Origin of the sequence: Embleya sp. NBC_00896 (genome assembly GCF_045207785.1) — a bacterium.
Taxonomy (GTDB): domain Bacteria; phylum Actinomycetota; class Actinomycetes; order Streptomycetales; family Streptomycetaceae; genus Embleya.
The window spans coordinates 2,628,769-2,653,712 of the sequence record NZ_CP108776.1; the positions used below are offsets into that span (position 1 = coordinate 2,628,769).

Annotated in this window: 22 protein-coding genes and 1 tRNA gene; 1 reads left to right on the plus strand and 22 read right to left on the minus strand. The window is 69.5% G+C overall.

The features are described from left to right. Positions 1 to 22: 22 nt before the first annotated feature. From atpB to OG928_RS11740, 17 genes are all read right to left on the minus strand, one after another. Positions 23 to 838 carry a F0F1 ATP synthase subunit A gene (gene atpB / locus OG928_RS11660; RefSeq protein WP_406282695.1) on the minus strand — a complete coding sequence of 272 codons (816 nt, stop codon included), beginning with the start codon at positions 836 to 838 and terminating at the stop codon, positions 23 to 25. Between the two features lie 87 nt (positions 839 to 925). Beyond that, the gene (locus OG928_RS11665) at positions 926 to 1,108 is read right to left on the minus strand and encodes an AtpZ/AtpI family protein (protein ID WP_406282698.1); all 183 of its coding nucleotides are present in this window, start codon (positions 1,106 to 1,108) and stop codon (positions 926 to 928) included. Positions 1,109 to 1,241: 133 nt separating this feature from the next. Beyond that, positions 1,242 to 1,646: a hypothetical protein gene (locus OG928_RS11670; RefSeq protein ID WP_406282701.1), complete on the minus strand. Its 405-nt coding sequence runs from the start codon at positions 1,644 to 1,646 to the stop codon at positions 1,242 to 1,244. A 202-nt stretch (positions 1,647 to 1,848) separates the two neighbouring features. Beyond that, on the minus strand, positions 1,849 to 3,204 hold the full coding sequence (locus OG928_RS11675) for an MraY family glycosyltransferase (RefSeq protein ID WP_406282704.1): 1,356 nt from the start codon (positions 3,202 to 3,204) through the stop codon (positions 1,849 to 1,851). Between the two features lie 210 nt (positions 3,205 to 3,414). Next, positions 3,415 to 4,698, minus strand: a complete 1,284-nt coding sequence (glyA, locus tag OG928_RS11680) for a serine hydroxymethyltransferase (protein ID WP_406282706.1) — start codon at positions 4,696 to 4,698, stop codon at positions 3,415 to 3,417. Positions 4,699 to 4,849: 151 nt separating this feature from the next. Beyond that, a complete protein-coding gene (locus tag OG928_RS11685; RefSeq protein WP_406282709.1) occupies positions 4,850 to 5,500 on the minus strand; it encodes a low molecular weight phosphatase family protein in 651 nt (216 codons plus the stop codon). Continuing rightward, positions 5,497 to 6,144, minus strand: coding sequence for an L-threonylcarbamoyladenylate synthase (locus tag OG928_RS11690; protein WP_406282712.1), 648 nt, complete (start codon positions 6,142 to 6,144; stop codon positions 5,497 to 5,499). The genes OG928_RS11685 and OG928_RS11690 overlap by 4 nt, the downstream gene beginning before the upstream one ends. A gap of 88 nt (positions 6,145 to 6,232) precedes the next feature. Next, on the minus strand, positions 6,233 to 7,078 hold the full coding sequence (gene prmC, locus OG928_RS11695) for a peptide chain release factor N(5)-glutamine methyltransferase (RefSeq protein ID WP_406282715.1): 846 nt from the start codon (positions 7,076 to 7,078) through the stop codon (positions 6,233 to 6,235). Between the two features lie 10 nt (positions 7,079 to 7,088). After that, on the minus strand, positions 7,089 to 8,156 hold the full coding sequence (prfA, locus tag OG928_RS11700) for a peptide chain release factor 1 (protein ID WP_406282718.1): 1,068 nt from the start codon (positions 8,154 to 8,156) through the stop codon (positions 7,089 to 7,091). Between the two features lie 250 nt (positions 8,157 to 8,406). Beyond that, a complete protein-coding gene (rpmE, locus tag OG928_RS11705; RefSeq protein WP_406282721.1) occupies positions 8,407 to 8,631 on the minus strand; it encodes a 50S ribosomal protein L31 in 225 nt (74 codons plus the stop codon). A 230-nt stretch (positions 8,632 to 8,861) separates the two neighbouring features. Then, positions 8,862 to 10,988: a transcription termination factor Rho gene (gene rho / locus OG928_RS11710; protein ID WP_406282724.1), complete on the minus strand. Its 2,127-nt coding sequence runs from the start codon at positions 10,986 to 10,988 to the stop codon at positions 8,862 to 8,864. Positions 10,989 to 11,543: 555 nt separating this feature from the next. Further along, positions 11,544 to 12,458 (minus strand): homoserine kinase, encoded by a 915-nt coding sequence (thrB, locus tag OG928_RS11715; protein ID WP_406282727.1) that lies wholly within the window; start codon positions 12,456 to 12,458, stop codon positions 11,544 to 11,546. Positions 12,459 to 13,005: 547 nt separating this feature from the next. Continuing rightward, entirely contained in the window at positions 13,006 to 14,091 is a 1,086-nt protein-coding gene (gene thrC, locus OG928_RS11720) for a threonine synthase (protein ID WP_406282730.1), read from the minus strand. Positions 14,092 to 14,096: 5 nt separating this feature from the next. Next, positions 14,097 to 15,389 carry a homoserine dehydrogenase gene (locus tag OG928_RS11725; protein ID WP_406282733.1) on the minus strand — a complete coding sequence of 431 codons (1,293 nt, stop codon included), beginning with the start codon at positions 15,387 to 15,389 and terminating at the stop codon, positions 14,097 to 14,099. A 364-nt stretch (positions 15,390 to 15,753) separates the two neighbouring features. Next, positions 15,754 to 17,142 (minus strand): diaminopimelate decarboxylase, encoded by a 1,389-nt coding sequence (gene lysA / locus OG928_RS11730; RefSeq protein WP_406282736.1) that lies wholly within the window; start codon positions 17,140 to 17,142, stop codon positions 15,754 to 15,756. 291 nt (positions 17,143 to 17,433) lie between these two features. Then, a complete protein-coding gene (gene argS, locus OG928_RS11735; protein ID WP_406282739.1) occupies positions 17,434 to 19,086 on the minus strand; it encodes an arginine--tRNA ligase in 1,653 nt (550 codons plus the stop codon). 52 nt (positions 19,087 to 19,138) lie between these two features. Next, positions 19,139 to 19,537, minus strand: coding sequence for a response regulator transcription factor (locus OG928_RS11740; RefSeq protein ID WP_406282742.1), 399 nt, complete (start codon positions 19,535 to 19,537; stop codon positions 19,139 to 19,141). A 120-nt stretch (positions 19,538 to 19,657) separates the two neighbouring features. Between OG928_RS11740 and OG928_RS11745 the strand changes: the two genes are divergently transcribed. After that, a tRNA-Arg gene (locus OG928_RS11745) sits at positions 19,658 to 19,729 on the plus strand. A gap of 256 nt (positions 19,730 to 19,985) precedes the next feature. Here the strand turns inward: OG928_RS11745 and OG928_RS11750 are convergent. Genes OG928_RS11750 through OG928_RS11770 form a run of 5 tightly spaced genes read right to left on the minus strand, consistent with a single transcriptional unit; the run spans position 19,986 to position 24,865 of the window. Next, positions 19,986 to 21,368, minus strand: a complete 1,383-nt coding sequence (locus OG928_RS11750) for a tyrosine-type recombinase/integrase (protein WP_406282746.1) — start codon at positions 21,366 to 21,368, stop codon at positions 19,986 to 19,988. After that, positions 21,365 to 21,574, minus strand: a complete 210-nt coding sequence (locus OG928_RS11755; protein ID WP_379988063.1) for a helix-turn-helix transcriptional regulator — start codon at positions 21,572 to 21,574, stop codon at positions 21,365 to 21,367. Before OG928_RS11755 ends, OG928_RS11750 begins: the two co-directional genes overlap by 4 nt. Then, positions 21,571 to 23,166: a replication initiator gene (locus OG928_RS11760; RefSeq protein WP_406282749.1), complete on the minus strand. Its 1,596-nt coding sequence runs from the start codon at positions 23,164 to 23,166 to the stop codon at positions 21,571 to 21,573. Before OG928_RS11760 ends, OG928_RS11755 begins: the two co-directional genes overlap by 4 nt. Continuing rightward, positions 23,163 to 23,498, minus strand: coding sequence for a hypothetical protein (locus OG928_RS11765; RefSeq protein ID WP_406282752.1), 336 nt, complete (start codon positions 23,496 to 23,498; stop codon positions 23,163 to 23,165). Before OG928_RS11765 ends, OG928_RS11760 begins: the two co-directional genes overlap by 4 nt. Then, a complete protein-coding gene (locus OG928_RS11770; RefSeq protein ID WP_406282755.1) occupies positions 23,495 to 24,865 on the minus strand; it encodes an FtsK/SpoIIIE domain-containing protein in 1,371 nt (456 codons plus the stop codon). Before OG928_RS11770 ends, OG928_RS11765 begins: the two co-directional genes overlap by 4 nt. Positions 24,866 to 24,944 lie beyond the last annotated feature (79 nt).

Here is a 24,944-nt window from a genome sequence, read left to right on the forward strand (position 1 = left end):
AGAGAAGGGGTCTGCGGGTCTCTCAGTGCTCGGCTTCGAGCGAGCTGGAGATGTAGGAGGCCGCGAGCAGCGTGATGATGTACGCCTGCAGCGCCTGGATCATCAGCTCGAAAGCGGTCAGGACGACGACCACGAGGAACGAGGTCGCCGAGAAGAGCGCCCCGACGTGGAAGCCGAGCAGGTACCAGGCGCCGACGCTGAACGTGACGATCAGCATGTGTCCGGCGAACATGTTCGCGAACAGTCGGACCGCCATCGTGAACGGCCGGGTGATCAGACCCTGGAGCAGTTCGATCGGCGCGAGGAGGAAGTAGATCGCCTTCGGCAGACCGGGCGGGAACATCATGTTCTTGAAGTAACCGACGAAGCCCTGGTTCTTGATACCGATGGCCAGGTAGGTCACATACACGACGCCGACGATCGATGCCGGGAAGGCGATCCGCGAGGTCGCGGGGAACTGGGCGAACGGGATGATCGCCATCACGTTCATGACCCAGACGAAGAAGAAGATCGAGAACAGGAAGGGGACGTAGGGGTCGCCCTTCATGCCGATCGATTCCCGCGAGATGTTGTCGCGAACGAACAGGTAGCCCAACTCGCCGACGTTCTGCGCGCCGCGCGGCACCATCTTCGGCTTGGCGAAGGCGCTCCAGAAGAAGCCGATCACCAGGAGCATCGAGATGAGCGCGAGCAACATCGGCTTCGTGAAGTCGAAGGCCCCGATGGAGAAAATCGGCTTGAACTCGAAGACGTTCAGCCCGGGCGAGGGGAAGCCGCACCCGGAGAACAGGTGACATCCGCTCTCGCTGGCGAGCGTCTGGACGTCAGCAGTCACCACCGACTCCTTCGTCGTGAAGCATGTTTTCGGCTACCTCGATGTGTCGGCGTGGCGAGGGGCCACGGAGCGGCACGCAACAGGGCCCGGTCAGGAGGACCTGCCGTGGCGGACAAAGACAAGAACAAGGGCCAGAGCGATTCCGACGATCAGTCCGATCGGCAGGAACAGTGCGGAGTGGCCCGTCCATCGGTCGATCAGCCAGCCGATGCCGCCATACACCAGCATCCCGCTCAGCAGATAACCGACACTCGACCACGCGGCACCGTCCATCGCCCGATTCTCTCGGTCCGGCGGACGGCGTCCACTCTCGCTCATGACGCCCCGGACCTTAGCAGTACCGGCGTCGCGTCTACATACCCGGCCCGTGAACCCCGTGCCGCCCGGGCAGGGCGGTGTACGTGTGTCATCGCTCTCCGTCCGGTTCGACATAGGCGATCTTCAGCTTGGTGAAGACCCAGACCTGGGAGGCGACCCACACGAGGGTGGCTCCGAGAATCGTGAGTCCGAACACCTTCGTGTCGAACGCCTCGGTGTCCTTGAACAGGAACAAAACCAACCCCAGGAGCAGGATCTGCACGATGTACGTGAAGAGCGCCATATTCATCATCATCATGGGGTTGTCGCGCGAGATACGTCCGATCGCGACCTGGCCGATCGCAAAGAAGACCAGGACGACCACGGTGGCGAACACCGCGCCGATCAGTCCTTCGGTACCGGCCGCGAACAGAGCCGCAATCGCCGCGATCACTCCGGCGACGGCCGTGAACACGGCCGATACACGGAGAAGGCGGACGTCATTGGCCTGCATGTCGGTGACTCCGGCATCAGTGGGGAACAAAGGCGGGGTGGTGCTGTCGTCAGGAGAACGACCTCGAGACGATGCAACGCTCGGGGATTGGCCGTGGGGGATCAGAACCCTCGTTGCTGGGGGTTCATCGGCCGGTGATCCTGGTTCGTGAACGGTATCACAAACTATTTGAGCAGAGCTTTACCCGTTCGTGTGTACAAGCTCACAGCCTTCCATCACCCTTTCGGCCCCCTCTCCCCGCAGGCAAATGCGCAGGTCGGGGCGGGTCTTCGGGATTTCGGGCCGGGGCCGACGCGGACGCTCCGCTTGCACCGTTCAGCCGTACGCCGTTCATGTCACCGGGAACCATCTCGTCCGCCGGAACGTTCGCGCCGCGCTTGCGGCGACGGAGGCGGCGATAGCGCGGCGGGACCACGCCGTACAGCTCCGTGGGCACGTGCGGTTTGAAGCGCGGCAGCATCAGGATCACCAGCCCGAAGGCGATCAGGCCCAGGCCCGCGTAGACGATCGGACGTCGTTCGGGACGGACCGAGATCAGCACGGTGAAGGACGCGATCAGGCCGGACCAGAAGTACATGATCAGCACCGCGCGGCTGTGCGAGTGGCCGATCTCCAGGAGCCGGTGGTGCAGGTGCCCCTTGTCGGCGGCGAACGGCGAGCGGCCCGCCCAGCCGCGCCGGCCGACCGCCATCAGCAGGTCCATCAGTGGCACCACGAGCACCGCGAACGGCAGCACGAGCGGAATGTAGACCGGCACGAGCTTGTGCGTGGTGAACGACATCGAGCCGTCGTTCTGCGCGGCGATGGCGTCGGGGTCGATCCGGCCGGTGACGGTGACCGCGGCGGCCGCGAGCATGAGGCCGATCAGCATCGAGCCGGAGTCGCCCATGAAGATCCGCGCGGGGTGCAGGTTGTGCGGCAGGAAGCCGACGCACATCCCGATCAACAGGGCGGTGAACAGCGTCGGCGCCGCGGCACCGGAGACCCCGTAGCCGAACCAGAGCCGGTACGAGTAGCCGAAGAAGGCGAGCGCGGCGATGCACACCATGCCGGCGGCGAGCCCGTCGAGGCCGTCGACGAAGTTCACCGCGTTGATCGTGATGACCACTATCCCGATCGTCAGCAGGCTGCCCTGGGTCGGCGTCAGGCCGACCGTGCCGTAACCCGGGAGGGGCAGCCACAGGATGACGATGCCCTGCCAGACCATGACGCCGGCGGCGAGCGCCTGGCCGAGCAGCTTGATGATGGCGTCGACGCCCCACTTGTCGTCGATCACCCCGAGTACAGAGATCAGCGCGCACCCGGACAGCAAAGCCTGCACGTCGGTCGACGCGGTGAACACGTCCTGAAGCACCGGCAAATGTCGGGCGACCAGTAGTCCGCCGCACAGGCCGCCGAACATCGCGAGCCCGCCCAGTCGCGGGGTCGGTTCCTTGTGCACGTCGCGGGCGCGGATCTCGGGCATCGCGCCGGCGGCGATCGCGAATCGGCGGACCGCGCCCGTCAGCAGGTAGGTCACCGCTGCGGCGACGAACAGCGTGAGCAGGTATTCGCGCAAGACTCAACCGTCCCCGGCTTCGGAACTTTCCAGCGGCAGCACGGGCATCAGACTAGAGGTGCCGCCGCTCCGGGAGGGAACCGTCGAACCTGCCCCGGCGAATGACGATCGCACACTGTTCGGTGGCATGGCCACCGACCCGTCGACCCACACGTAACCACAGTCTCCTGTGCCCCATCCACCCCGGGGCGGAATTGTCTTCCGCGGGGATCACCGGCGCGGGTAGGCCGGATGGGTGGAGACGAGTTCGGCGACCGCCGCGCGCACGTCGCGCAGGCTCGCGTCGTCGTCCGCGCGCGCCGCGCGACCGAGCAGCAGGGCGACCTCCTTCATGTCCGTCTCGGTCATCCCCTGCGTGGTCACCGCGGCCGTGCCGACCCGGATCCCGGACGCGATCATCGGCTTCACCGGGTCGAAGGGGATCGCGTTCTTGTTGAGCGTGATCCCGGCCCGTTCGCAGCGGCTCTCCGCGTCGCCGCCGCTGACCCCGATCGCCCGCAGGTCGAGCAGCGCGAGGTGGGTGTCGGTGCCGCCGGAGACCGCGCGCATGCCCTCGGCCTGCAGTCCCTGGGTGAGCGCCTGCGCGTTGGCGACGACCCGGCGGGCGTAGGCGCGGTACGTGGGCGTCGCGGCCTCGCGCAGCGCGACCGCCTTCGCGGCGATCGTGTGCATGTGCGGGCCGCCCTGGCTGAACGGGAACACCGCGCGGTCGATCCGCCCGGCGAGTTCCTCGCGGCACAGGATCATCCCGCCGCGCGGACCGCGCAGGACCTTGTGCGTGGTGCAGGTGACCAGATCGGCGTACGGCACCGGCGAGGGCACCGCGTCCCCGGCGACGAGTCCGATGAAGTGGGCCGCGTCCACCATCAGATACGCGCCCACCTCGTCGGCGATCTGTCGAAATGCGGCGAAATCTACAAGTCGTGAATATGCGGTCGCCCCGCACACGATCACCTTGGGCCGATGGGCCCGGGCCAGGTCCCCGACCTGGTCGTAGTCGATCCGCTCGTCGCTCTCGCGGACCCCGTACGCGACGGCGTGGAACCAGCGACCGGAGAAGTTCACCCGTGACCCGTGGGTGAGGTGCCCGCCGTGCGGGAGCGACATCGCCAGGATCGTGTCGCCCGGGACGAGCAGCGCCGCGTAGGCCGCGAGGTTCGCCGCGGCGCCCGAGTGCGGTTGCACGTTGGCGTGTTCGGCGCCGAACAGCTCGCACGCCCGGCGCACCGCGAGCTCCTCGGCCCGGTCCACCTCGGCGCAGCCGCCGTAGTAGCGCCGCCCCGGGTAGCCCTCGGCGTACTTGTTGGTGAGCGTGCTGCCGAGGGCGGCGAGCACCGCCGGCGACGTGAAGTTCTCGCCGGCGATCAACTGGAGGCCGCCGCGCTGCCGGGCCAACTCGCCCAGGACCACCTCGGCGATGTCCGGATCACTCTGCTGCAGGGCCGCGAAGTCCGGTCCCCAGAAGGGAGTTGACGTGGAGTCGGGAGTGCCCATGGCACTGCTCCTCAAGGCCGCAGGGACCTCTCCACCATATGCCCGACCCCGGGGCGCGGACAGGCTCTTCCCGAGCCGATTCGGCGGTGTTCCGGGCCGATGTCCGCGGCCGCTCGCGGCCCGCGCGGGGACCCCGCCCGGGAGCCGCCCTTCAAGGCGTGTGCGCGGGGTGTCCCGTGAGCGCGGTGAGCACCGGGTCGAGCGCCGAACCGATGTCGGACGCGGTGGCCCGGAAGACGCTCAGCGGCGCCCCGTACGGGTCGGCCACCTCGTCCCACTCGGGATCGGGCGCGGCGAGCCGACCGCGCAGCGCGGCGGCGGCCCGCACCAGCGAGCGGCCGCGCTGGACCAGGTCGCGCTCGGGGTAGGGGGCCCGCTCCAGGACCGCGACCAGGCGGGTGAACTCCTTGAGCGTGAACGTGCGCAGGCCCGAGGCGTGCCCCATCGACACCACGTGCGCGCGGTGGTCGAGCGTCGCGGTCAGCACCAGGTCGGCCTCGGCGACGTGCTCGTCGAGCAGTTCGCGGCCGTGGAAGTCCCCCGGATCGGCGCCGTACTCGAGCAGCACCTCGGCCGCGTGCGGCTCCATCGGCGCGCCCTCGTGCCCCCAGGTGCCGGCGCTCTCGACGCTGAGCCGCACGGCGTCGTCGGCCGCCAGTCGGCGCTCCAGGCCGAGCCGGGCGAGCCGTTCGGCGATGGGTGAGCGACAGATGCTGCCCGTGCACACGAACAGGATTCGAAACGAGTCGGGCGCGGACCCGTACGGCCCGTAGGAGTGTCCTACGGGAGCCGGCGCGGTCAATTCACGCCCTCCAGGTCGGGTACGACCTCGCGCAACGTGTCCAGGGACAGGGCACCTTCGCGCAGCAGCCGCGGCCGGCCGGCCGTCAGGTCGATGATCGAGGACGGCGCGGTCGAGGGGCACGTGCCGCCGTCCAGGTACACCGACACCGAGTCGCCCAGCTGGGCCTCCGCCTCGTCGACCGTGGTCGCGGCCGGGTTCCCGGACCGGTTCGCGCTGCTGACCGCCATCGGCCCGGTCTCGGTGAGCAGCTCGATCGCGACGGGGTGCAGCGGCATCCGTACCGCGACCGTGCCGCGCGTGTCGCCCAGGTCCCACATCAGCGACGGCTGGTGGAACGCGACGATGGTCAGCGCGCCCGGCCAGAACGCGTCGACCAGTTCCCAGCCGACCTCGGGAAAGCCCGTGACGAGCCCGTGCAGGGTGTTCGGCGAGCCGACCAGGACGGGCGAGGGCATGTTGCGGCCCCGACCCTTGGCGTCGAGCAACGCGTGCACGGCGTGCGGGGTGAACGCGTCCGCGCCGATCCCGTACAGCGTGTCCGTCGGCAGCACGACCAGGTCGCCGCGCTTGATCGACCCTGTCGCCTCGCGCAGTCCGAGCCCGCGGTCCATCGCGTCGGAGCAGTCGTAGCGTCGGCTCATCGGGCACTTACCTCCTGAAGCGGTACGGGCGATGCGGGCGGTGCGATCGGCACGGGTGCCGACGGTACGAACGAGCGGGGCGCGCGGCTCACGCGCCTTCCTTGCGAGCGGTGGTGAAGCGGGGGCGGTTGGTCAGGTCGCGGTGATCGGCCGCGTCCACCCAACCGGCTTCCTCGTTGAAGATCCACGGCACGGCGCCACCCTGGGTGTCGGCGTGCTCGACCACGACGAGCCCGCCGGGTCGCAGCAGCCGGTAGGCGGTCTTGGACAGCACCCGGATGAAGTCGAGCCCGTCCGGCCCGGAGAACAGCGCCAGCTCGGGGTCGTGGTCGCGGGCCTCGGGGGCCATCTCGTCGCGCTCGTCGAGCGGGACGTACGGCGGGTTGCTGATCACCAGATCGACCGTGCCGTCGAGCTCGGGCAGCGCGGTGAGCGCGTCGCCGGCGTGCAGGACGACGCGCGAGGCGCTCGCGTTGCGCTCGGCGAAGCGGTGCGCGCCCGGGTCGAGCTCGACCGCGTGTACGACCGAGCGCGGCACCTCCTGCGCGACGGCGAGCGCGATCGCGCCCGAGCCGGTGCACAGGTCGACCACGAGCGGCTCGGCGACGTCCATCGCGCGCAGCGCGTCTATCGCCCAGCCCACGACCACCTCGGTCTCCGGGCGGGGCACGAATACGCCGGGGCCCACCTGGAGTTCGAGGTACCGGAAGAACGCGCGCCCGGTGATGTGCTGCAACGGCTCGCGGGCCTCGCGGCGCGCGATGGCCTCCCAGAACCGCGCGTCGAAGTCGCCGTCGGCGACGGTGTGCAGGGCGCCCCGCTTGACGCCGTGCACGAACGCCGCGAGTTCCTCGGCATCGAAGCGCGGAGAGGGAACGCCCGCGTCGGCCAGTCGCAGGGTGGCCTGGGCCACCTCGGCGAGCAGCAGGTTCATCTGGTCTCCGTTATTGGTGGGCGAGCCGGGCGGCCATGTCGGCGTCCACACACGCCTGGATGACCGGGTCGAGGTCGCCGTCGAGCACCTGGTCCAGGTTGTACGCCTTGTAGCCCACGCGGTGGTCGGAAATCCGGTTTTCCGCGAAGTTGTACGTCCGGATGCGCTCGGAGCGGTCCACCGTGCGGACCTGGCTGCGGCGCACGTCGGAGGCTTCCTTGTCGGCTTCCTCCTGTGCGGCCGCGAGCATCCGGGCCCGCAGGATGCGCATGGCCGACTCCTTGTTCTGGAGCTGGCTCTTCTCGTTCTGGCAGGAGACCACGATGCCGGTCGGCAGGTGCGTGATGCGCACCGCGGAGTCGGTCGTGTTGACCGACTGGCCGCCGGGGCCGGACGAGCGGTACACGTCGATCCGCAGGTCGTTCGCGTTGATCTCGACCTCGACCTCCTCGGCCTCGGGGTACACGAGCACGCCCGCGGCGGAGGTGTGGATGCGGCCCTGCGACTCGGTGGCGGGCACCCGCTGGACGCGGTGCACACCGCCCTCGAACTTCAGCCGGGCGAAGACGCCCTCGCCGGGCGCCGGGTTGCCCTTGGTCTTCACCGCGACCTGGACGTCCTTGTAGCCGCCGAGGTCGGACTCGTTGGACTCGAGGATCTCGGTCTTCCAGCCGGCCCGCTCGGCGTAGCGCAGGTACATCCGCAGCAGGTCGCCCGCGAACAGGGCCGACTCCTCGCCGCCCTCGCCCGCCTTGACCTCCAGGATCACGTCCTTGTCGTCGGCCGGGTCGCGCGGCACCAGCAGCCGGCGCAGCTTCTCCGCGTACTCCTCGCGGCGCTGTTCGGCCTCCTCCGCCTCGGCGGCGAAGTCCGGGTCCTCGGCGACCAGTTCGCGCGCGGCCTCGACGTCGTCGCGCGCGCTCGCCCACTGCCGGTAGGTGTCCACGATCGGCCCGAGTTCGGCGTAGCGCCGGCCGAGGTTGCGCGCCCGCGTCTGGTCCGTGTGCACGGCCGGATCGGCGAGCTGCTTCTCGAGGTCGGCGTGCTCGGCGAGCAGGTCGTCCATCGCCTCGAACACTGTGGGCTCCTATGTCTATGGCCGCGAACTCGGCGGGATCGGTGACGCAGCGGGTGGGGTCGGCGGTACGGCGGGTTCCGAAGCCGGATCCCGGGATGTTCGGGCCGGTTCCCGGCACGGTTCCCGCGCGGCCCGGCGCGGATCTCGGCCGGGTTGCGAAAGCAACGGTTCCGGAGACAAACGAACGGCGCCGGAGGGGCGGTACGGACCTTGGAACAAGGCCCACCGCACCTCCGGCGCCGCGGGGTCGCTAGTTGCTGCCGGCCACCGGCTGCTTGCCGAAGCGCTTCTCGAAGCGCGCGACGCGGCCACCCGTGTCGAGGATCTTCTGCTTGCCCGTGTAGAACGGGTGACACTGCGAACAGACCTCGACGCGGATCTGGCCGCTCGTCGCGGTGCTGTGCGTGGTGAACGTCGAACCACAGCCACAGGTGACGGTGGTCTCCACGTACTCGGGGTGGATGTCGGGCTTCACAGGAGTCTCCTTGGGTTCGGGAGGGCGCCGGGTCGTACGCCCGAGTGGGCGTCACGTGAACCGGGGCCGACAGAGCAGTCTGCCAGGAGGGGGCGACCGGACCCAAATCAGGGTCTGTACCGCCCAACCACGACCGGGGTCGAGGCATTCCCTCCTGGCCACCGCTGTGTCTTCGTCGTTCGTCTTGCCTGGTGGTGCTTGTGTTGCTCCGTACGAGGGGCCGCGGGGCCTCAGTCGTTCGGCATCGGCGTGGTCTTCTGAATTTGCATCAGGAACTCGCCGTTGCTCTTGGTCTTCTTCATCTTGTCCAGCAGCAGCTCGATGGCCTGCTGCTGGTCGAGGGCGTGCAGCACCCGGCGCAGCTTCCAGACCACCGCGAGCTCGTCCGGGGCCATCAGGATCTCTTCCTTGCGGGTGCTGGACGCGTCCACGTCCACCGCCGGGAAGATCCGCTTGTCGGCGAGCTTGCGGTCGAGCTTGAGCTCCATGTTGCCGGTGCCCTTGAACTCCTCGAAGATCACCTCGTCCATGCGCGAGCCGGTCTCGACGAGCGCGGTGGCGAGGATGGTCAGCGAGCCGCCGTTCTCGATGTTGCGCGCCGCGCCGAAGAACTTCTTCGGCGGGTAGAGCGCGGTCGAGTCGACACCACCGGACAGGATGCGGCCGGAGGCGGGCGCCGCGAGGTTGTACGCGCGGCCCAGACGGGTGATCGAGTCGAGCAGCACGACGACGTCGTGGCCCAGCTCGACGAGGCGCTTGGCCCGCTCGATCGCCAGCTCGGCGACGATCGTGTGGTCCTCGGCCGGACGGTCGAAGGTCGAGGAGATGACCTCGCCCTTGACCGACCGCTGCATGTCGGTGACCTCTTCGGGGCGCTCGTCCACGAGCACGACCATGAGGTGGCACTCGGGGTTGTTCACGGTGATCGCGTTGGCGATCGCCTGGAGCACCATCGTCTTGCCGGCCTTGGGGGGCGCGACGATCAGGCCGCGCTGGCCCTTGCCGATCGGCGACACGAGGTCGATGATCCGCGTGGTGAGGGCGCCGGACTCGGTCTCCAGACGGAGCCGGTCCTGCGGGTAGAGCGGGGTCAGCTTGTTGAAGTCGGAGCGCTGACGCGCCTGTTCCGGCTCCATGCCGTTGACCGTGTCGAGGCGGACGAGCGCGTTGAACTTCTCGCGGCGCTCGCCGTCGCGCGGCTGGCGCACGGCACCGACGATCGCGTCGCCCTTGCGCAGGCCGTTCTTGCGGACCTGGGCGAGCGAGACGTACACGTCGTTGGAGCCGGGCAGGTAGCCCGAGGTCCGCACGAACGCGTAGTTGTCGAGGATGTCCAGGATGCCCGCGACGGGCACCAGGACGTCGTCGTCGGCCAGCACGGGCTCGTTCGTCTCGAAGCCCTCGCGGCCGCCGCGGCGACGGTTGCGGTCGCGGTAACGACCACGACGCCGACGGCCGCCGCCCTCGAAGTCGTCGTCCGGACCCATGGGGTCGTTGTCCTGCTGCTGCTGGGGCTGCTGCTTGCCGCGCTCGCCACGCTCGCCGCGGTCGGCCCGCTCGGCGCGGTCGTTGCCGCGGTCGCCACGCTCGCCACGCTCGGGGCGGTCGGCGTTGGCGCGGTCGCCGCGCTCGGCACGCTCGCCGCGCTCCGGGCGCTCGGCGCGCTCGGTCCGCTCGCCGCCGCGCTCGTTGTTGCCGCGGTCGCCGCGGTCGCGACGGTTCTGGCCGCGCTCGCGACGCTCGCGGCGGCCTTCACGCTCGCCGCCCTCGCGCTGCTCGCCCTGGTCGTCGCCGGTGCGCTCGGTGCGCTCGGGCGCTCGCCACGACGGCGCGTCGTGGTCTCGGTGGCCTCGGCCGACGCCTCGCCCTGGTCGCGCCGGGCGCGGCCGTTGGCGGGGGCCTCTGCGGCGGCCTGCTCCGGGATCTCGATCGCCGGCGCGGCCTCGACCGCGACGCGCGTCCGGGCGGCGCGGCGGGCCCGGTGGGCGCCTCCGCCGCGGGGCCTCGGCTGCGGGGGCCTCGGCGGGCGCCGGGGCGCTGTCCGCCGCGGCGGCGGCCTTGGCCTTGGTCGCGCGGGCCGGCTTCGTGGCGGCAGCGGCGGCGGGAGCGGCGTCCGAACCACCCTGCTTCGCCTGAATGGCCTCGATCAGCTGGCTCTTGCGCATACGGCCGGTGCCGCTGATGCCGAGACCGGTGGCGACCTGCTGCAGCTCCGCCAGCACCATGCCGCTGAGGCCGGTGCCCGTCGAGCGGCGTCGCCGCGTGGCGGGAGCGGGGGCGTCCGCGGTGGCAGCCGCGTCACCCGAGGCGGACGCGGCCTGCGGCGTTGCGTCCATGAGTTCGGTGGTGTCGCTCACGAAGGGTCCTTCCCTGGAGCGGGCGTCGGCCTTGAGGGGGCTCGGCGACCGGTTGTGCTGTCCGTCCCGCTTCCAGTGCGGTCCGGTGCGGTGGTCCGCCGGATGGCGGGAATCGTCGAAAATGTGCCCAGTACTGCGGGGATCGGGCTCATGTATGCCTGTGGGGGCTCGTATTCCTGTAGGGGAAGTGCCCTCGGGTCCCCGGGATGTTCTCGACGCGGCGCGGTGGTTCCGCCGGTCTGTATCGGGGAGCCACGTTCGTCACGAAGGACAGGCAGGAGGGGAGACTCCCAAGGGATCGTGGCCACAGAGCACCGAACGCGCCCAACCCTATGCGGGCGGGGGATCTGGTGCGGTGATGACGCTAACACTACCGGACCCAAGAGACATTCCCCCACCCCATCGCTCCCCCGGAGCCGCCCATTTTCCTGCGGTAGTGCAGTGGAGTGAACGAACGCACGACCGTCCACGACCGGCGACCCGGGCGTGCCGGGTCGCGCTCGCGCACTGTCCTCGTCTACCGGGCGTACTGCCAACGAACGGCGAGTACGCAGGTCACGCCAGTGGCATGACGCTTGCTCCGGCTCCGTCCACTTCCAGTTGCCGGACCACCCAATCGGGCCCGGCGGTACCGATCGCCTCGTCCACTCGGTCGGGTGTGACCAGGGCGAGCACGGTCGGCCCCGCGCCGGAGACGACCGCGGCCATCCCCTGTGCGCGCAGCTTGTCGATCAGTTCCGCGCTCGCGGGCATCGCGGGCGCTCGGTAGGTCTGGTGCAGCCGGTCCTCGGTCGCGGCGAACAACAGGTCCGGGCGGGACGTGAGCGCCGTGACCAGCAGCCCGGCGCGGCCCGCGTTGGCCGCCGCGTCGCGATGCGTCACCTTGGCCGGCAGCAGACCGCGCGCGACCTCGGTGGACAGCGGCGTGGCGGGTACGAACACCACAGGAGATATACCCCGGTCGGGCGCCGATCGCACCGCGTGCGGGCCGTCTTCGTCGGTCCACGCGATGGTGAAGCCGCCGAGCAGACAGGCCGCGACGTTGTCCGGGTGGCCTTCGAGTTCGGTGGCCAGGGCGAGCGTGGCGTCGTCGTCGAGCCGCTCGGCGCCGCCTATCGTCAGCGCCCGGGCGGCGATCACACCGGCGCAGATCGCCGCGGCGGACGAGCCCAGACCGCGGCCGTGCGGGATCCGATTGGCACAGACCACGTCCAGCCCCGGCGGGCGCCCGCCCATCGCCTCGAAGGCGGCGTACGCGGCGCGAACGACGAGGTGGTTCTCGTCACGGGACAGGTTGTCGGCGCCCTCACCTGCGATGTCGATCGACAAGCCCGCGTCCGCGACCCGGACCGCGACGTCGTCGTACAGTCCGAGCGCGAGTCCGAACGCGTCGAACCCGGGACCCAGGTTGGCGCTCGTGGCCGGGATGCGAACCCGGACGGGGGCGGCACGGAATGCGGGGCCGGCCATACGCGTGGACACTCCTCCTCGTGGAGTTCCGGGCACCTTCGCGGGACGGTCCGAACCGGTGGCGCATTCGGGAAATCGCGGGTGCTGCGGAACGGCAGGAACAGACGCGAGACTCGGGCGGCATTCGCCGCGGAACGAGTGGAAGGCCGCGTCCGGTGATCAGCCTACCGAAGGTGCGTTCCCTCGCGGGACACCGTAGCCACCGCGTCGTGGGTTTGGTACCGGAAATGCGATCGAAATGGATCGAGGGCGGTCGACGAGTGAACGTCGACCGCCCTGATTCGATCTTGTCGGTATGTGTGATCACGCGTGATCTCATGCGCGCGGTTGGTGATGCGCGGATGGCTCATTCACGCGCGTCGGGGTCGGTCGAGCGCTTGTTTCCCGCTTGGCCGAGCATTTGTTTCCTGCTCGGCCGAGCGCTTGATTCCTGCTCGGCCGAGCGTCTGTTTCGGGCTTGGTCAAGCGTCTGTTCCTGCTTGCTCAAGCGTCTGTTTCTTGCGCAGTCGAGCGCTTGTCTGACGTCCGGCCGAGCGCTTGTCTCGGGTCAGCCGTCCAGGTCGAGGAGCGCGGCGGCGGCCGAGGCGTCGACCGGGACGACGACCGGCTTGGGTGCGCCGGCGACCGCCCAATCGGGGTCCTTGAGGCCGTTGCCGGTGACCGTGCAGACGATCCGCTGGCCCGGGTCGACCCGGCCCTGTTCGGCCGCTTGGAGCAGTCCGGCCACACTCGCGGCCGACGCGGGTTCGACGAAGACGCCCTCCCGCGCGGCCAGCAGGCGGTAGGCCGAAAGGATCTGACGGTCGGTCACGGACTCGATGTGGCCGCCCGACTCGTCGCGCGCGGCGATCGCGTAGTCCCACGATGCGGGATTGCCGATCCGGATCGCGGTCGCGATCGTCTGCGGCGACAACACCGGCGCGCCGTTGACGAGCGGTGCCGAACCGGCCGCCTGGTAGCCCCACATTCGCGGCCGGCGCTGCGACAGGCCGTCGGCGGCGTATTCGGTGTAGCCCCTCCAGTACGCGGTGATGTTGCCCGCGTTGCCGACCGGCAGGACGTGGATGTCGGGCGCGTCGCCGAGCATGTCCACGATCTCGAAGGCGGCGGTCTTCTGGCCCTCGATGCGGGCCGGGTTGACCGAGTTGACCAGCGCGACGGGGTACTTTTCGGCCAGGTCGCGGGCGAGCGTCAGGCAGTCGTCGAAGTTGCCGTCCACCTGCAGGATGCGCGCGCCGTGCACGAGGGCCTGGCCCATCTTGCCGAGCGCGATCTTGCCCTGCGGCACCAGGACGGCGCAGACCATCCCGGCGCGTACCGCGTACGCGGCGGCGGAGGCCGAGGTGTTGCCGGTCGACGCGCAGATGACCGCCTTGGCGCCTTCCTCCTTGGCCTTGGAGATCGCCATCGTCATGCCGCGGTCCTTGAAGGACCCGGTCGGGTTGGCGCCCTCGACCTTGAGGTGAACCTCACATCCCGTGCGCTCGGAGAGCACCTGGGCCGGGACCAACGGCGTGCCACCCTCACGCAGAGTGACCACGGGAGTGTTCGCCGAAACCGGCAGACGGTCGCGGTATTCCTCGATGACCCCGCGCCACTGAGTGGTGCGGACGCCTTCCTTGAGCGCGCTCACGGTCCCTACTCTCCTTCGACCCGCATGATGCCGGCGATGTCACGAACGATGTCCATACCGCGCAGATCGGCGACGGTCGCCGCGAGTGCGGCGTCGGCGGCGGTATGGGTGACGATCACGAGTGTGGCATCCCCGTCCCGGCCCTGCTGACGGACCGTGTCGATGGACACGTCGTGCTGCGCGAACACGGCGGCGACCTGAGAGAGCACACCGGCGCGGTCGGCGACGTCCAGACTGAGGTGGTAGCGGGTCCGGGCGATGCCCACCGGCTGCGGGACCAACTGGGCGTAGGCCGACTCGCCCGGGCCGGTGGCGCCGGAGAGCTTGTTGCGGCACACCGCGACGAGGTCGCCCAGGACCGCGCTGGCGGTCGGCGCGCCACCGGCGCCGGGGCCGTAGAACATCAGCTGCCCGGCGGCCTCGGACTCGACGAAGACCGCGTTGTACGCCTCGCGCACCGACGCGAGCGGGTGCGAGCGCGGGATCATCGCGGGGTGCACGCGGGCGCTGACGCTCTGCCCGTCGGCGCCGCGCTCGCAGATCGCGAGCAGCTTGACCACGCAGTCCATCGCCTTGGCGCTGGCCACGTCCGCGGCGCTGACCTCGGTGATGCCCTCGCGGTACACGTCGGCGGCGGTCACCCGGGTGTGGAAGGCGAGGCCGGCCAGGATCGCGGCCTTGGCGGCGGCGTCGAAGCCCTCGATGTCGGCGGTGGGGTCGGCCTCGGCGTACCCGAGCGCGGTGGCCTCGTCGAGCGCCTCCGCGAAGCCGGCGCCGGTCGTGTCCATCCGGTCGAGGATGAAGTTGGTGGTGCCGTTGACGATGCCCAGGACCCGCTCGACCTTGTCCCCCGCGAGCGACTCGCGCAGCGGGCGCAGGAGCGGGATCGCGCCGGCAACGGCGGCCTCGTAGTAGAGGTCCACGCCGTGTTTCGCGGCGGCGGCGTGCAGCGTCGAGCCGTCCTCGGCGAGCAGGGCCTTGTTGGCGGAGACCACGGACGCGCCGTGCTCCATCGCGGACAGGATCAGTCCGCGGGCCGGCTCGATACCGCCGATGACCTCGATCACCACGTCGATGTCGTCGCGTTTGACCAGTTCGATCGCGTCGGTGGTGACCAGCGCGGGATCGATGCCCGCGCGCTCGCGCCCGGCGCGGCGCACGGCCACTCCGGCGAGCTCGACGGGCGCCCCGATTCGGGCGGCGAGGTCGGTCGCGTGCGTCGTCATGATGCGGGCCACTTCGGAGCCGACCACACCACAACCGAGCAGCGCCACCTTCAGCGGCTGCGTACGCATCATCCGACCTCACTTCTCGAAGACAAAGGTTGTCCGAGTCTGCCGTCCGGGGGATCTCCGGAGACCGGCAGTGCCGACAAGTGTCGCTCGGATCATCGTTCGGACCAGGGCTGGTCCAGGATCCGAGACGGGAATTCTTGCGGCCCGGAACGGTGACAACGGGATTTTCTCCCGGATTCGGGGGCCGCCACACGGCGACCCCCGATGGTTCTGTTGTTCTTTTCCTGGTCTTTCGTCATATGTCTTGCGGGGGTGGCTTTCGGGTCGCCTCGGGGGGCTGGGGCTGTCCCGAGGCCGTCCGGGGCTGGTCTTTGGGGTGGGTCGGGCTCGGTCCGGGCTCGGGTCGGCCCGGGCCGCCGGTGCCGGGTCAGCCGACGTCGAGGCGCAGCAGGTCCTCTTCGGTTTCGCGCCGGACGATCGTGCGCGCGGTGCCTTGTCGTACCGCGATCACCGGCGGGCGGGTGACGTGGTTGTAGTTGCTGGCCATCGAGCGGCAGTAGGCGCCGGTCGCGGGCACCGCGACCAGGTCGCCGGGCGCGAGGTCGGCCGGCAGGTACGCGTCGCGCACGATGATGTCGCCGGACTCGCAGTGCCGGCCCACGACGCGCGAGAGCATCGGCGCCGCGTCGCTGGCGCGCGAGACGAGCGTGACGGTGTACTCGGCGTCGTACAGCGCGGTGCGGATGTTGTCGGACATCCCGCCGTCGACGCTGACGTAGGTACGCAGGCCCTCGAGCGGCTTGATCGTGCCCACCTCGTACAGCGTGAACGTGCCGGGTCCGGCGATCGCCCGGCCGGGTTCGACCGACAGGCGGGGCGCGGCGAGCCCGGCGGCGGCACACTCGCGGCGCACGATGTCGAACAGCGCGGCGGCGATGACCGCGGGCGCCTGCGGGTCATCAGCGGCGGTGTACGCGATGCCGAGGCCGCCGCCGAGGTCGATCTCGGGCAGCTCGACGCCGTGCTCGTCGCGGACGGCGACCAGGAGGCCCACGACGCGGTGCGCGGCCACCTCGAAACCGGCGGTGTCGAAGATCTGCGAGCCGATGTGCGAGTGCAGGCCGATGAGTTCGAGCGAGTCGAGCTTGCGGATCCGGCGGACCGCCTCGGCGGCCTGGCCGTCGGCGAGCGAGAAGCCGAACTTCTGGTCCTCGTGCGCGGTCGCGATGAACTCGTGGGTGTGCGCCTCGACCCCGACGGTGATCCGGACCAGCACCTTCTGCGTGACGCCGCGGCGGTCGGCGAGGAAGGCGAGCCGGCTGATCTCCTCGAACGAGTCGACGATGATGCGGCCGACGCCGACCTCCAGGGCGCGGTCGAGCTCGGCGTTGGACTTGTTGTTGCCGTGGAAGGCGATCCGGGCCGGGTCCATGCCCGCGGACAGCGCGACGGCGAGTTCGCCGGCCGTACAGACGTCGAGGTTCAGGCCCTCCTCGGCGATCCAGCGCACGAGGGCGCGGGACAGGAATGCCTTGCCGGCGTAGAACACGTCGGCGCCCTCGAACGCCTCGCGCCAGGCGCGGCAGCGGGCCCGGAAGTCGTCTTCGTCGAGGATGTACGCCGGGGTGCCGAACTCGCGGGCGAGCTCGCGCACGTCCAGGCCGGCGATGGTGACCACGCCGTCGGCGCCGCGCTCGGCGTTGGCGGGCCAGATCTTCGGGTCGAGCAGGGTCAGGTCCTCGGGCGCCATGGGCGGCGCGCCGTCGGGCAGCACGTCCGCGTGGCGGGGACCGGCGGGGTGGGCGGAGCGGCTCATGTCGTGGTGCTCCCCGGGGGGTTGAGGTGATCTGGGCGATCGGGTGCGGGCGGCGGGGTCGTGCGGGGTTCGCGGGGTCTTGCGGGTCGTGCGGGTCGTGCGGGGTTCGCGGGTCGTGCGGGTCGTGCGCGTCTTACAGGTCCTACGGGTCCTACGGGTCCTACGGGTCCTGCCGGTCGTGCCGGGTCTTGCGCGGTCGCGTGGGGTCGGCCCGGGGTCGGGGCCGGGAACGGCCGAAGGCCGGGCGGATGCCCGGCCCTCGGCCTGTGTCGCCTGCGTTGTGACGATCCGTCACATGCGCTCGGGGGCGGACACCCCGAGGAGACCGAGGCCGTTGGCCACGACGGTTTTCGTCGCGTCGGCAAGCCACATTCGGGCGTGCGTCAGGTCGGTGACCTCGGCGTCGCCCTTGGGCAGGATCTGACAGTGGTCGTAGAAGCGGTGGTAGCGGCCGGCCACCTGTTCCAGGTAGCGCGCGATGTGGTGCGGCTCGCGCAGCTCGGCGGCCTTGGCGACCACGCGCGGGAACTCGCCGAGCGCGCCGAGCAGGTCGGACTCCCACTCGGTCGACAGCAGCTCGGGCTTGAGTTCGCCCTTGACGATGCCCCGGGCGGCGGCCTTGACGTCGACCGAGGACGCCCGTGCGTGCACGTACTGCACGTAGTAGACCGGGTTCTCGTTCTTGTGCGACGTGAGAATGTCGATGTCGAGCGTGATCGTGGAGTCGGTGGACGAGCGCGCGAGCGAGTAGCGCGCGGCGTCGACGCCGATCCACTCGACGACGTCGTCGATCGTGATGATGTTGCCCGCGCGCTTGGACATCCGGACCTCTTCGCCGGCGCGCATCATCTTCACGAACTGGCCGACGATGACCTCGATGTTGTGCTCGGGGTCGTCGCCCGCGCACGCCACGATCGCCTTGAGCCGGCCCACGTAGCCGTGGTGGTCGGCGCCGAGCATGTAGACGCAGACCTCGTTGCCGCGGTCGCGCTTGTTCAGGTAGTAGGCGGCGTCGGAGGCGAAGTAGGTCTTCTCGCCGTCGGACTTGATCAGGACGCGGTCCTTGTCGTCCCCGTAGTCCGTCGTGCGCAGCCAGATCGCGCCGCCGTCGTCGTAGACGTGGCCCTGCTCGCGCAGCCGCTCGATCGCCTTCTCCACCGCGCCGGACGCGTGCAGCGTCGTCTCGGAGAACCACACGTCGAAGTGCGCGCCGAAGTTCTCCATCGAGCGCTGGATCTCGGCGACCATCAGCTTGAGGCCGGTCGCGCGGAAGACCTTCTCCTGCTCGGCCTCGTCGAGCGAGAGCACGTCCGGCCGCTCGGCCAGGATGTCGGCGGCGATGTCGTTGATGTACGCGCCGACGTAGCCGTCCTCGGGGACGGGCCGCTCGTTGGCCGCCGCCATCAGCGACTTGCCGAACTTGTCGATCTGCACGCCGGCGTCGTTGATGTAGTACTCGGTGGTCACGTCGGCACCGGAGGCGCGCAGGATCCGGCCGAGCGAGTCGCCGACGGCCGCCCAGCGAACGCCGCCGATGTGGATCGGCCCGGTCGGGTTCGCGGACACGAACTCCAGGTTGATCTTCAGGCCGTCGAACGCGTTGTTGGTCCCGTAGGCGGCACCGGCCTCGACGATCGTGCGGGCCAGCTCGCCCTGGGTCGCGGTGTCGAACGTGATGTTCAGGAAGCCCGGGCCCGCGACGTCGACCTTGGCGATGCCCGGCGTCTTCGCGATCCGCACGGCCAGCAGTTCGGCGATCTCCCGCGGCGGCCGCTTGGCCGGCTTCGCGAGCTGAAGCGCGATGTTCGTCGCATAATCCCCGTGGTCGCGATTCTTGGGTCGCTCCACCGTCGTGCTCTCGGGCACGGCAACGGCGAGCTCGCCCGCCTCGACGGCGGCACGAACCGCGGACAACACTGACTGCGAAAGCTCTGCGGGGGTCACGACGACAAGCGTAGGCGACCGGATCACCAACCTGCCCGGCGGGCGGGGTAGGTCATTCGGGTGACAGTTCCGGCGACAGCGCGCGCACCAGCCGAATGAGCTGTTCGGGATGAAACGGCTTGGTCAGATACCCGTCCACGCCGACCGCACGAGCCCGCGAGAAGTCCTCGTCCTGCGCACAGGCACTGATCATCAGAATCTTCAGCCCACTGGTCCGCGGATCCGCCCGCAACCGAGCGGCCGTCCCGATCCCGTCCAGATGCGGCATCACGACATCGAGCGTGACCAGGTCGGGCCGCACCTCGTGCACGAGGCGCAGACACTCCTCCCCATCACAAGCCGTACTCACCACGAACCCCTCGAGCCGCAGATTCACCGCGATCAGCTGCCGAATCACCTCGTCGTCATCCACGACAAGCACCCGCGCCGCCTCACCCGCAATCCCGCCCACGCCAGTGAGGTTAGGCCCCCCACACCAACCCCGTGGCCCGATCCACACATCTCATCCCCACCCCACGACCAACCCCTTCGCAACCCACTCCCAGGAACTGGTAATGTTCACACCACCCGAGCCCCTGTAGCTCAGGGGATAGAGCAACGGCCTCCGGAGCCGTGTGCGCAGGTTCGAATCCTGCCAGGGGCACGCAGCGTGAACAGTCTCAGCAGCCACGATCACTCGTGAGCTGCTGTTTTTGTTTTGGGGCCTCTTTTCGCTCGTGACTCCGTGTGTCAGCCCGCGCAGGTGCGTGCAGGCGTAGGACGGCCCGCGCGTAATGGGCGCGTAATGATCTTGGAGCCGTTTCCGCAGGTCACAGTGCGTATTTGGCGTATGTGCGGCGTGGCCCGGACACGACGAAAGCCCCGGAGTGATCCGGGGCTTCCTGCCGTCTGACGGTTGCTCAGCTCTCGTCACCGAGACCATCCGAGATGCGTTGGTTGATCAGGTCGCGCTGTCCGTCGATGCACTTGGCGTAGATCTTGAGCAGCACATCCACCGAGTGCCCGAGCCGTTCGGCGACCTCCGTGGCCGGCACTCCGGAGTTGAGCCAGAGCGACGCGCAGGCGTGCCGCAGGTCGTACGGCCGAGCTGCCAGAGGTGAGGTCACTTGTTCCTCGGTCAGCGCGAGCTTGCGTGCTTCCTTCCACACTCGGGAGTAGGTGGAGGAGGCAAGGACGCCACGGCGTTCGCTCGGGAAGAGTCGACCGTCCTTCGCCGTGCCGAACTCTTCGATGTGCGCGAGGAGGATCGCGACGAGCTGCGGAGGGATGGGCACGTGGCGCGTGTCCTTCTCGGCCCGCTGCTTCAGGCCCCGCTCGTCGTGCGCCTGGCCGTTGTCCGTCCAGGTCTTGCCCGCCGCCGGCCGAGTGGTGTGCAGAGTCAGCGAGCCCCATCCCGAGGTGGGCAGGACACAGTCGGCGCGCCGCAGGTTCACCGCTTCGGCCGGGCGCGTACCCGCGTAGTAGAGGACCGCGAAGAACGCGCGGAGACGTCGGCCGCCGGCCCGCTTGTGTCCGCCGACGTAGGTCACCGCGGCCAACAGTTCGCGAGCCTGGACCGGGTTGGCAACCGAGCGGCGGTCCACCGAGGACGCCACCAGGACGCGCTTGCGCTTGAGCTTGTCGATGGGGTTCACCGGAAGGTGTTCCAGCTCCACGGCGTAGTCGAGGAGGTTGTAGACGACCGAGCGCTTACGGCGAAGCGTCTCGGCGCTTGCCGCGGATCCGTCGAGCTTGAGACCGAGCGCGTCCAAGACACCGTGAACAGTCTTGGCGTCCGCGAGCCCCGTGATGGGCAGCGACCTCTTTTCGAGCCAGGCAACCGCTTTGGCGACGTCGGCGGGCCGAGGGAGCTTCCGGCGAGTCGGCGGTAGAACGAACAGCCGGAGGGCGCGGCGCAGGGTCACCAGGTCGGGCCGACCATCGCTGTCCTTCACGAGCGCGGGCAGAGCCGTGGCCAGCGCATCCGTCATGCTGTCCCGCGACTTCGCAGCCGCACCCGGCCACTTCATGTCCATGTAGGCGAGCGCGAAGGTGAGGGCCGACGTCGCCTGTTTGGCCTTCTGCATGGACTCAGGGAGACCGCTCTCAAGATCAAACGCTTCGCCGTCCTCGGTGGCACGGATCAGGCGTCCACGGAACCGGTCGGCCAACCCTTTCGTACCAAACGTCGCTGATTGCGGCTCGCCCGCCACAGTCCAACGCACCACGAAAGAGGGCTTCTTCTTACTGCTCTGGTTCCGGACCACGGCCCAGACCCGGACCTTGTACGTCTTGTCCGTCACGCCGCTTCCTCCGCCCGAGTGTCGAGCCACTCCGCGAACGCCTCACGAGTGACGCGCAGTTCGCCGTTCGGGAGCTTGTGGCAGGCCGGCGCCAAGCCGAGTTCACGCCAGCGGTAGAAAGTCCGGCGAGAGAGGCCGCCCAGCGCTTCGAGGACTTCCGGGACGGTCATGAGTTCGACGTCCGAAGTCTTGGCTCTTCTGGTCATGCCGCCCTCCCCCGGGCAGTTGCCGAATTGTCGAGCGTCCCTTCTGCGCGTGCTTTCGCGTCGTCCATCGCCTTGCGCCACCGCACCCGTTCGGCGACCGCACGAAGGAGGCGATGGGACAGCGGTGCGACGTCAGGGTCGTCACGGCCGACCGGAGCCCAGATGAACCGATTCGGATCCGGAATGTCGCCGGCACCGCCGACCAGGTCCAGCACCCATGCCCGGCGCTCCGCCTTGTGGTCGGCCATGGTCTTGCCGGACCACTTGCGCGAGACCAGGACGCGCCGCCCGCCGTAGCCGAGGTGGGTCCGCCGATGAGCTTTGGCCTTGCAGCAGCCAGGCCGCAGGCCCGCGCGGGCGTTCTTCGGCTGGACTCCGTAGAGGAGCCAGTTGGCGCAGGTGGGCGAGCAGGGCTCGTAACGGAGGGCTTCCACGAGTCGGTCCACGTGCGCGTTCTGGGCCCCGCTCTGGGCCTCGTGGGACTCGTGGGCGGACTTGTTGAGGTACTTGGTCAGGTAGCCGATGCAGCGGCGTGCGTCCGGCGAGCCGACCAGGACGCCCTTCGCGTCGACCTGCGTCCCGAACCGGGCGACGTGAATCGGCTCCGCATCGTCGCCCAAGTCGTCCAACGCCGTATCCCAGGTGGGGAGTTCGACGCCACTCGTCGGGTCGAGGTACGCGCCGGCCTCCGTGTCCCAGACCGGCGGAAGGTCGGTCGAGTAGACCGGCTCGTCACACGCCGGCCACCACACCTGGTGATAGGTGGCCGCCGCCACCTGGCGCAGTTCGGCCCGCGAGACCGTGCCCCTGATCGCAAGGTGGATGTGCGGAGCCAGCCGCCGCTGGTACTCCACCGCGGCGAAGTACTGCACGTCGAAGCCGACCAGGCGCCGCAGGTTCTGCACGAACCGATCGACCAGCTTCGAGAAGTGCAACGCATCCCGGGCAGCCGCCCGGTAGTCGTACGCCGAGGCATCCACCGGAGTCCCATCGCGCCGCACACGCCCGTACGAGGGCAGCGTGAGCGTGACGAAGAGCGAAGGCCGGAAGACCTTCCCATCCGGCGCCGTGTACGCCTTGCCGACCGTGCGCGCGTCCACCTCCCGCCGAGGCAGATCGGGCGCATCCTGACGCCGCCGCGTGGACCGCACCCGCCGCGTGACCGGATCCGGGTCGATGTTGCCGCGCACGCCCGAGTCAGCCAACTCCGCATCCACCGCGGCCAGGTCTTCGGCGAGTTCGTCCCGCTCGTCGCCGCGCGCCAGGTCGTGCTTCTTGGTCCAGTCCGCCCGCAACTCCCCGAGTACGCGCTGTTCACCGGTCGGCTCGTCGGCCTCCTGAATCGGCTCCTCGGTCAGGTGCCACCCCTCCCGACACTGCGCCATCCGCAGCCGCCGCTTACGTTCAGCGCAGGTGGGGCACACACTCGCCAAGGTCGCCCCACACGGCACATCCACCACTGTCGTCTCACCAGTGAGAATGTCCGTGCGTCGCAACGCGATCGGCCGAACGCAGACGCCGTGCTCCTGAGCCACCGCCCGCACGACCTCACGCGCCAACGGCATCCGCGCACGTTCCACCCGGGTGCTCATCGGGTGCTTCCGTCGAGCGTGGTCCACACGGTCACCGAGTGGCCGTGAATGGTGCCGGCGACCTCGATCCGGGTGTGCTCACCGATGTACTCGCTCGTGGCTTCCACACGTGTGGTCACCACGTCGTCCATCGCGAGCGCCCAGCGCTCCATGTCCTGCGACGTCCCGGCGTACATGTGGATCTTGACCGACCACACCAGATCCACCTGCGACCACCCGACATCCACCGACGTGACCGGGGGAAGGGCCGGCCGGCAGCCGATGAAATCGGCGACGCACCGCAGCACGGTCGCGCCACGCGTCATGTCCGCGTCGTACTCGGTTCGCGTCATGCCGCACTCCCGAACCCACCGGAGGACCGGCCGTAGTCCCGCACCATCGCGTCGATCGCGTCGTCGGACACGAACGCCGCCCGCACGCGTACCGGTTCGGGTTGCGTCTCCCGCTTGACGTAACCCACCCCCGCACCGACCTCCGGGTCGGGAGAGATCAGATCGGCCGCCGCACCACGCTCCCGTGCACCGTTGCCCAAGACCATGTCCACTTGGTTCGGCTCGTCCAACCGCAACGCGATCCGATCCGGGAACAGGTTCCGGATGTTCATCACTTCCTTGCGCGGATCCTGCAACGCACCGATCACGCAGAACCCGACCGAACGCCCTTGACTGGTCAGGGTCGCGATAGCCGCATCCGCCCGCTTCCGAAGGTCCCGATCGGGCTGATACGCCGTCAGGAACGCCAACTCGTCCACGATCACCACGACGAACGGACACGAGGCCGAGGGTTCGTGCTTGCGGACCTTGCCCGCGAAGGTCTGCGCCCGCGTGTTCATCTCGGCCGCCGCGGCTTCGAGCAACTCGACCATCGCCGCCGGCTCACAGGCGTACCGCTGGAACAGCGACCGCCCGTAGGACAACTCCATGCGCTTGGGATCGCACGCCCACAACTGCACGATCCCCACCCGAGCCGCTGGCAGCAGCGCACGCACGACGCCCCACAGCACCGAGCCCTTCCCGGCGCCGGTAACACCCGCGACCAGGACGTGCGTCCCATGCAGCCGCAACCGCCAAGGCCGCCCGTCGTCACACCGCCCGATCTCCGCAGACGCGAATTCCGGCCGCCACGGGTCCTCGCGTTCGGCCGCGACCTTCCCGTATCGGATCGAGGCCAGCCCCGCGGCGCGCTTGACGACATCGCCCAACCCGGGCATCGGGGGTGCCTCGAACGATTCGGCCAGCGGATCCGCGAACCAGGCTCGCAGGACGACCACCCCGCGCCCGGGGGACGACGCCTCGACCCGGAAGACACCCCATGTGTGGGCGATGCCTTCCACGTGATCGCCGAGGTTCTTCGGGGTCTGCCCCGGCAACAACGACACCGTCACGTCGAAGCCGAGTTCATGCCGCCGGATACGCAGAATGCGCGGATACCGGTACTCGAACGTCTCATCGATCCGCGACACCGGTTCCTGCTGCCACACCCCGATCGCCTTCGACAGCGCTGGCCAACCACGCCGCACCCGAGCCGCGAACGAGAACAGCCACCACCAGACGGACGCGACCCCGACCGTCAGGTAGACGAAGAGGAGCAGGGACGAGGCAACGACGCCGCCCCGGGCCCGCACCACTTCGAACACGACATACAACACCGCGAGCAGTAAGGCCCCGATCCGCACCACGGGCCTTTGGAAGACATGCATGATGGACGTACCCCTTCGAAGATCACTTGTGTCGTTCGGATGGGGAGCGGCCCCGGTGCGATCGACCCGCCAAGATCTG

Coding starts and splice junctions, on each gene's coding strand:
- OG928_RS11665 (WP_406282698.1), bottom strand. CDS start 1,108: ATGGACGGTGCCGCGTGGTCGAGTGTCGGTTATCTGCTGAGCGGGATG.
- OG928_RS11670 (WP_406282701.1), bottom strand. CDS start 1,646: ATGCAGGCCAATGACGTCCGCCTTCTCCGTGTATCGGCCGTGTTCACG.
- glyA (WP_406282706.1), bottom strand. CDS start 4,698: ATGGGCACTCCCGACTCCACGTCAACTCCCTTCTGGGGACCGGACTTC.
- OG928_RS11690 (WP_406282712.1), bottom strand. CDS start 6,144: ATGAGCCGACGCTACGACTGCTCCGACGCGATGGACCGCGGGCTCGGA.
- prmC (WP_406282715.1), bottom strand. CDS start 7,078: ATGAACCTGCTGCTCGCCGAGGTGGCCCAGGCCACCCTGCGACTGGCC.
- thrB (WP_406282727.1), bottom strand. CDS start 12,458: ATGGCCGGCCCCGCATTCCGTGCCGCCCCCGTCCGGGTTCGCATCCCG.
- OG928_RS11725 (WP_406282733.1), bottom strand. CDS start 15,389: ATGATGCGTACGCAGCCGCTGAAGGTGGCGCTGCTCGGTTGTGGTGTG.
- lysA (WP_406282736.1), bottom strand. CDS start 17,142: ATGAGCCGCTCCGCCCACCCCGCCGGTCCCCGCCACGCGGACGTGCTG.
- OG928_RS11755 (WP_379988063.1), bottom strand. CDS start 21,574: ATGACCAGAAGAGCCAAGACTTCGGACGTCGAACTCATGACCGTCCCG.
- OG928_RS11760 (WP_406282749.1), bottom strand. CDS start 23,166: ATGAGCACCCGGGTGGAACGTGCGCGGATGCCGTTGGCGCGTGAGGTC.
- OG928_RS11765 (WP_406282752.1), bottom strand. CDS start 23,498: ATGACGCGAACCGAGTACGACGCGGACATGACGCGTGGCGCGACCGTG.
- OG928_RS11770 (WP_406282755.1), bottom strand. CDS start 24,865: ATGCATGTCTTCCAAAGGCCCGTGGTGCGGATCGGGGCCTTACTGCTC.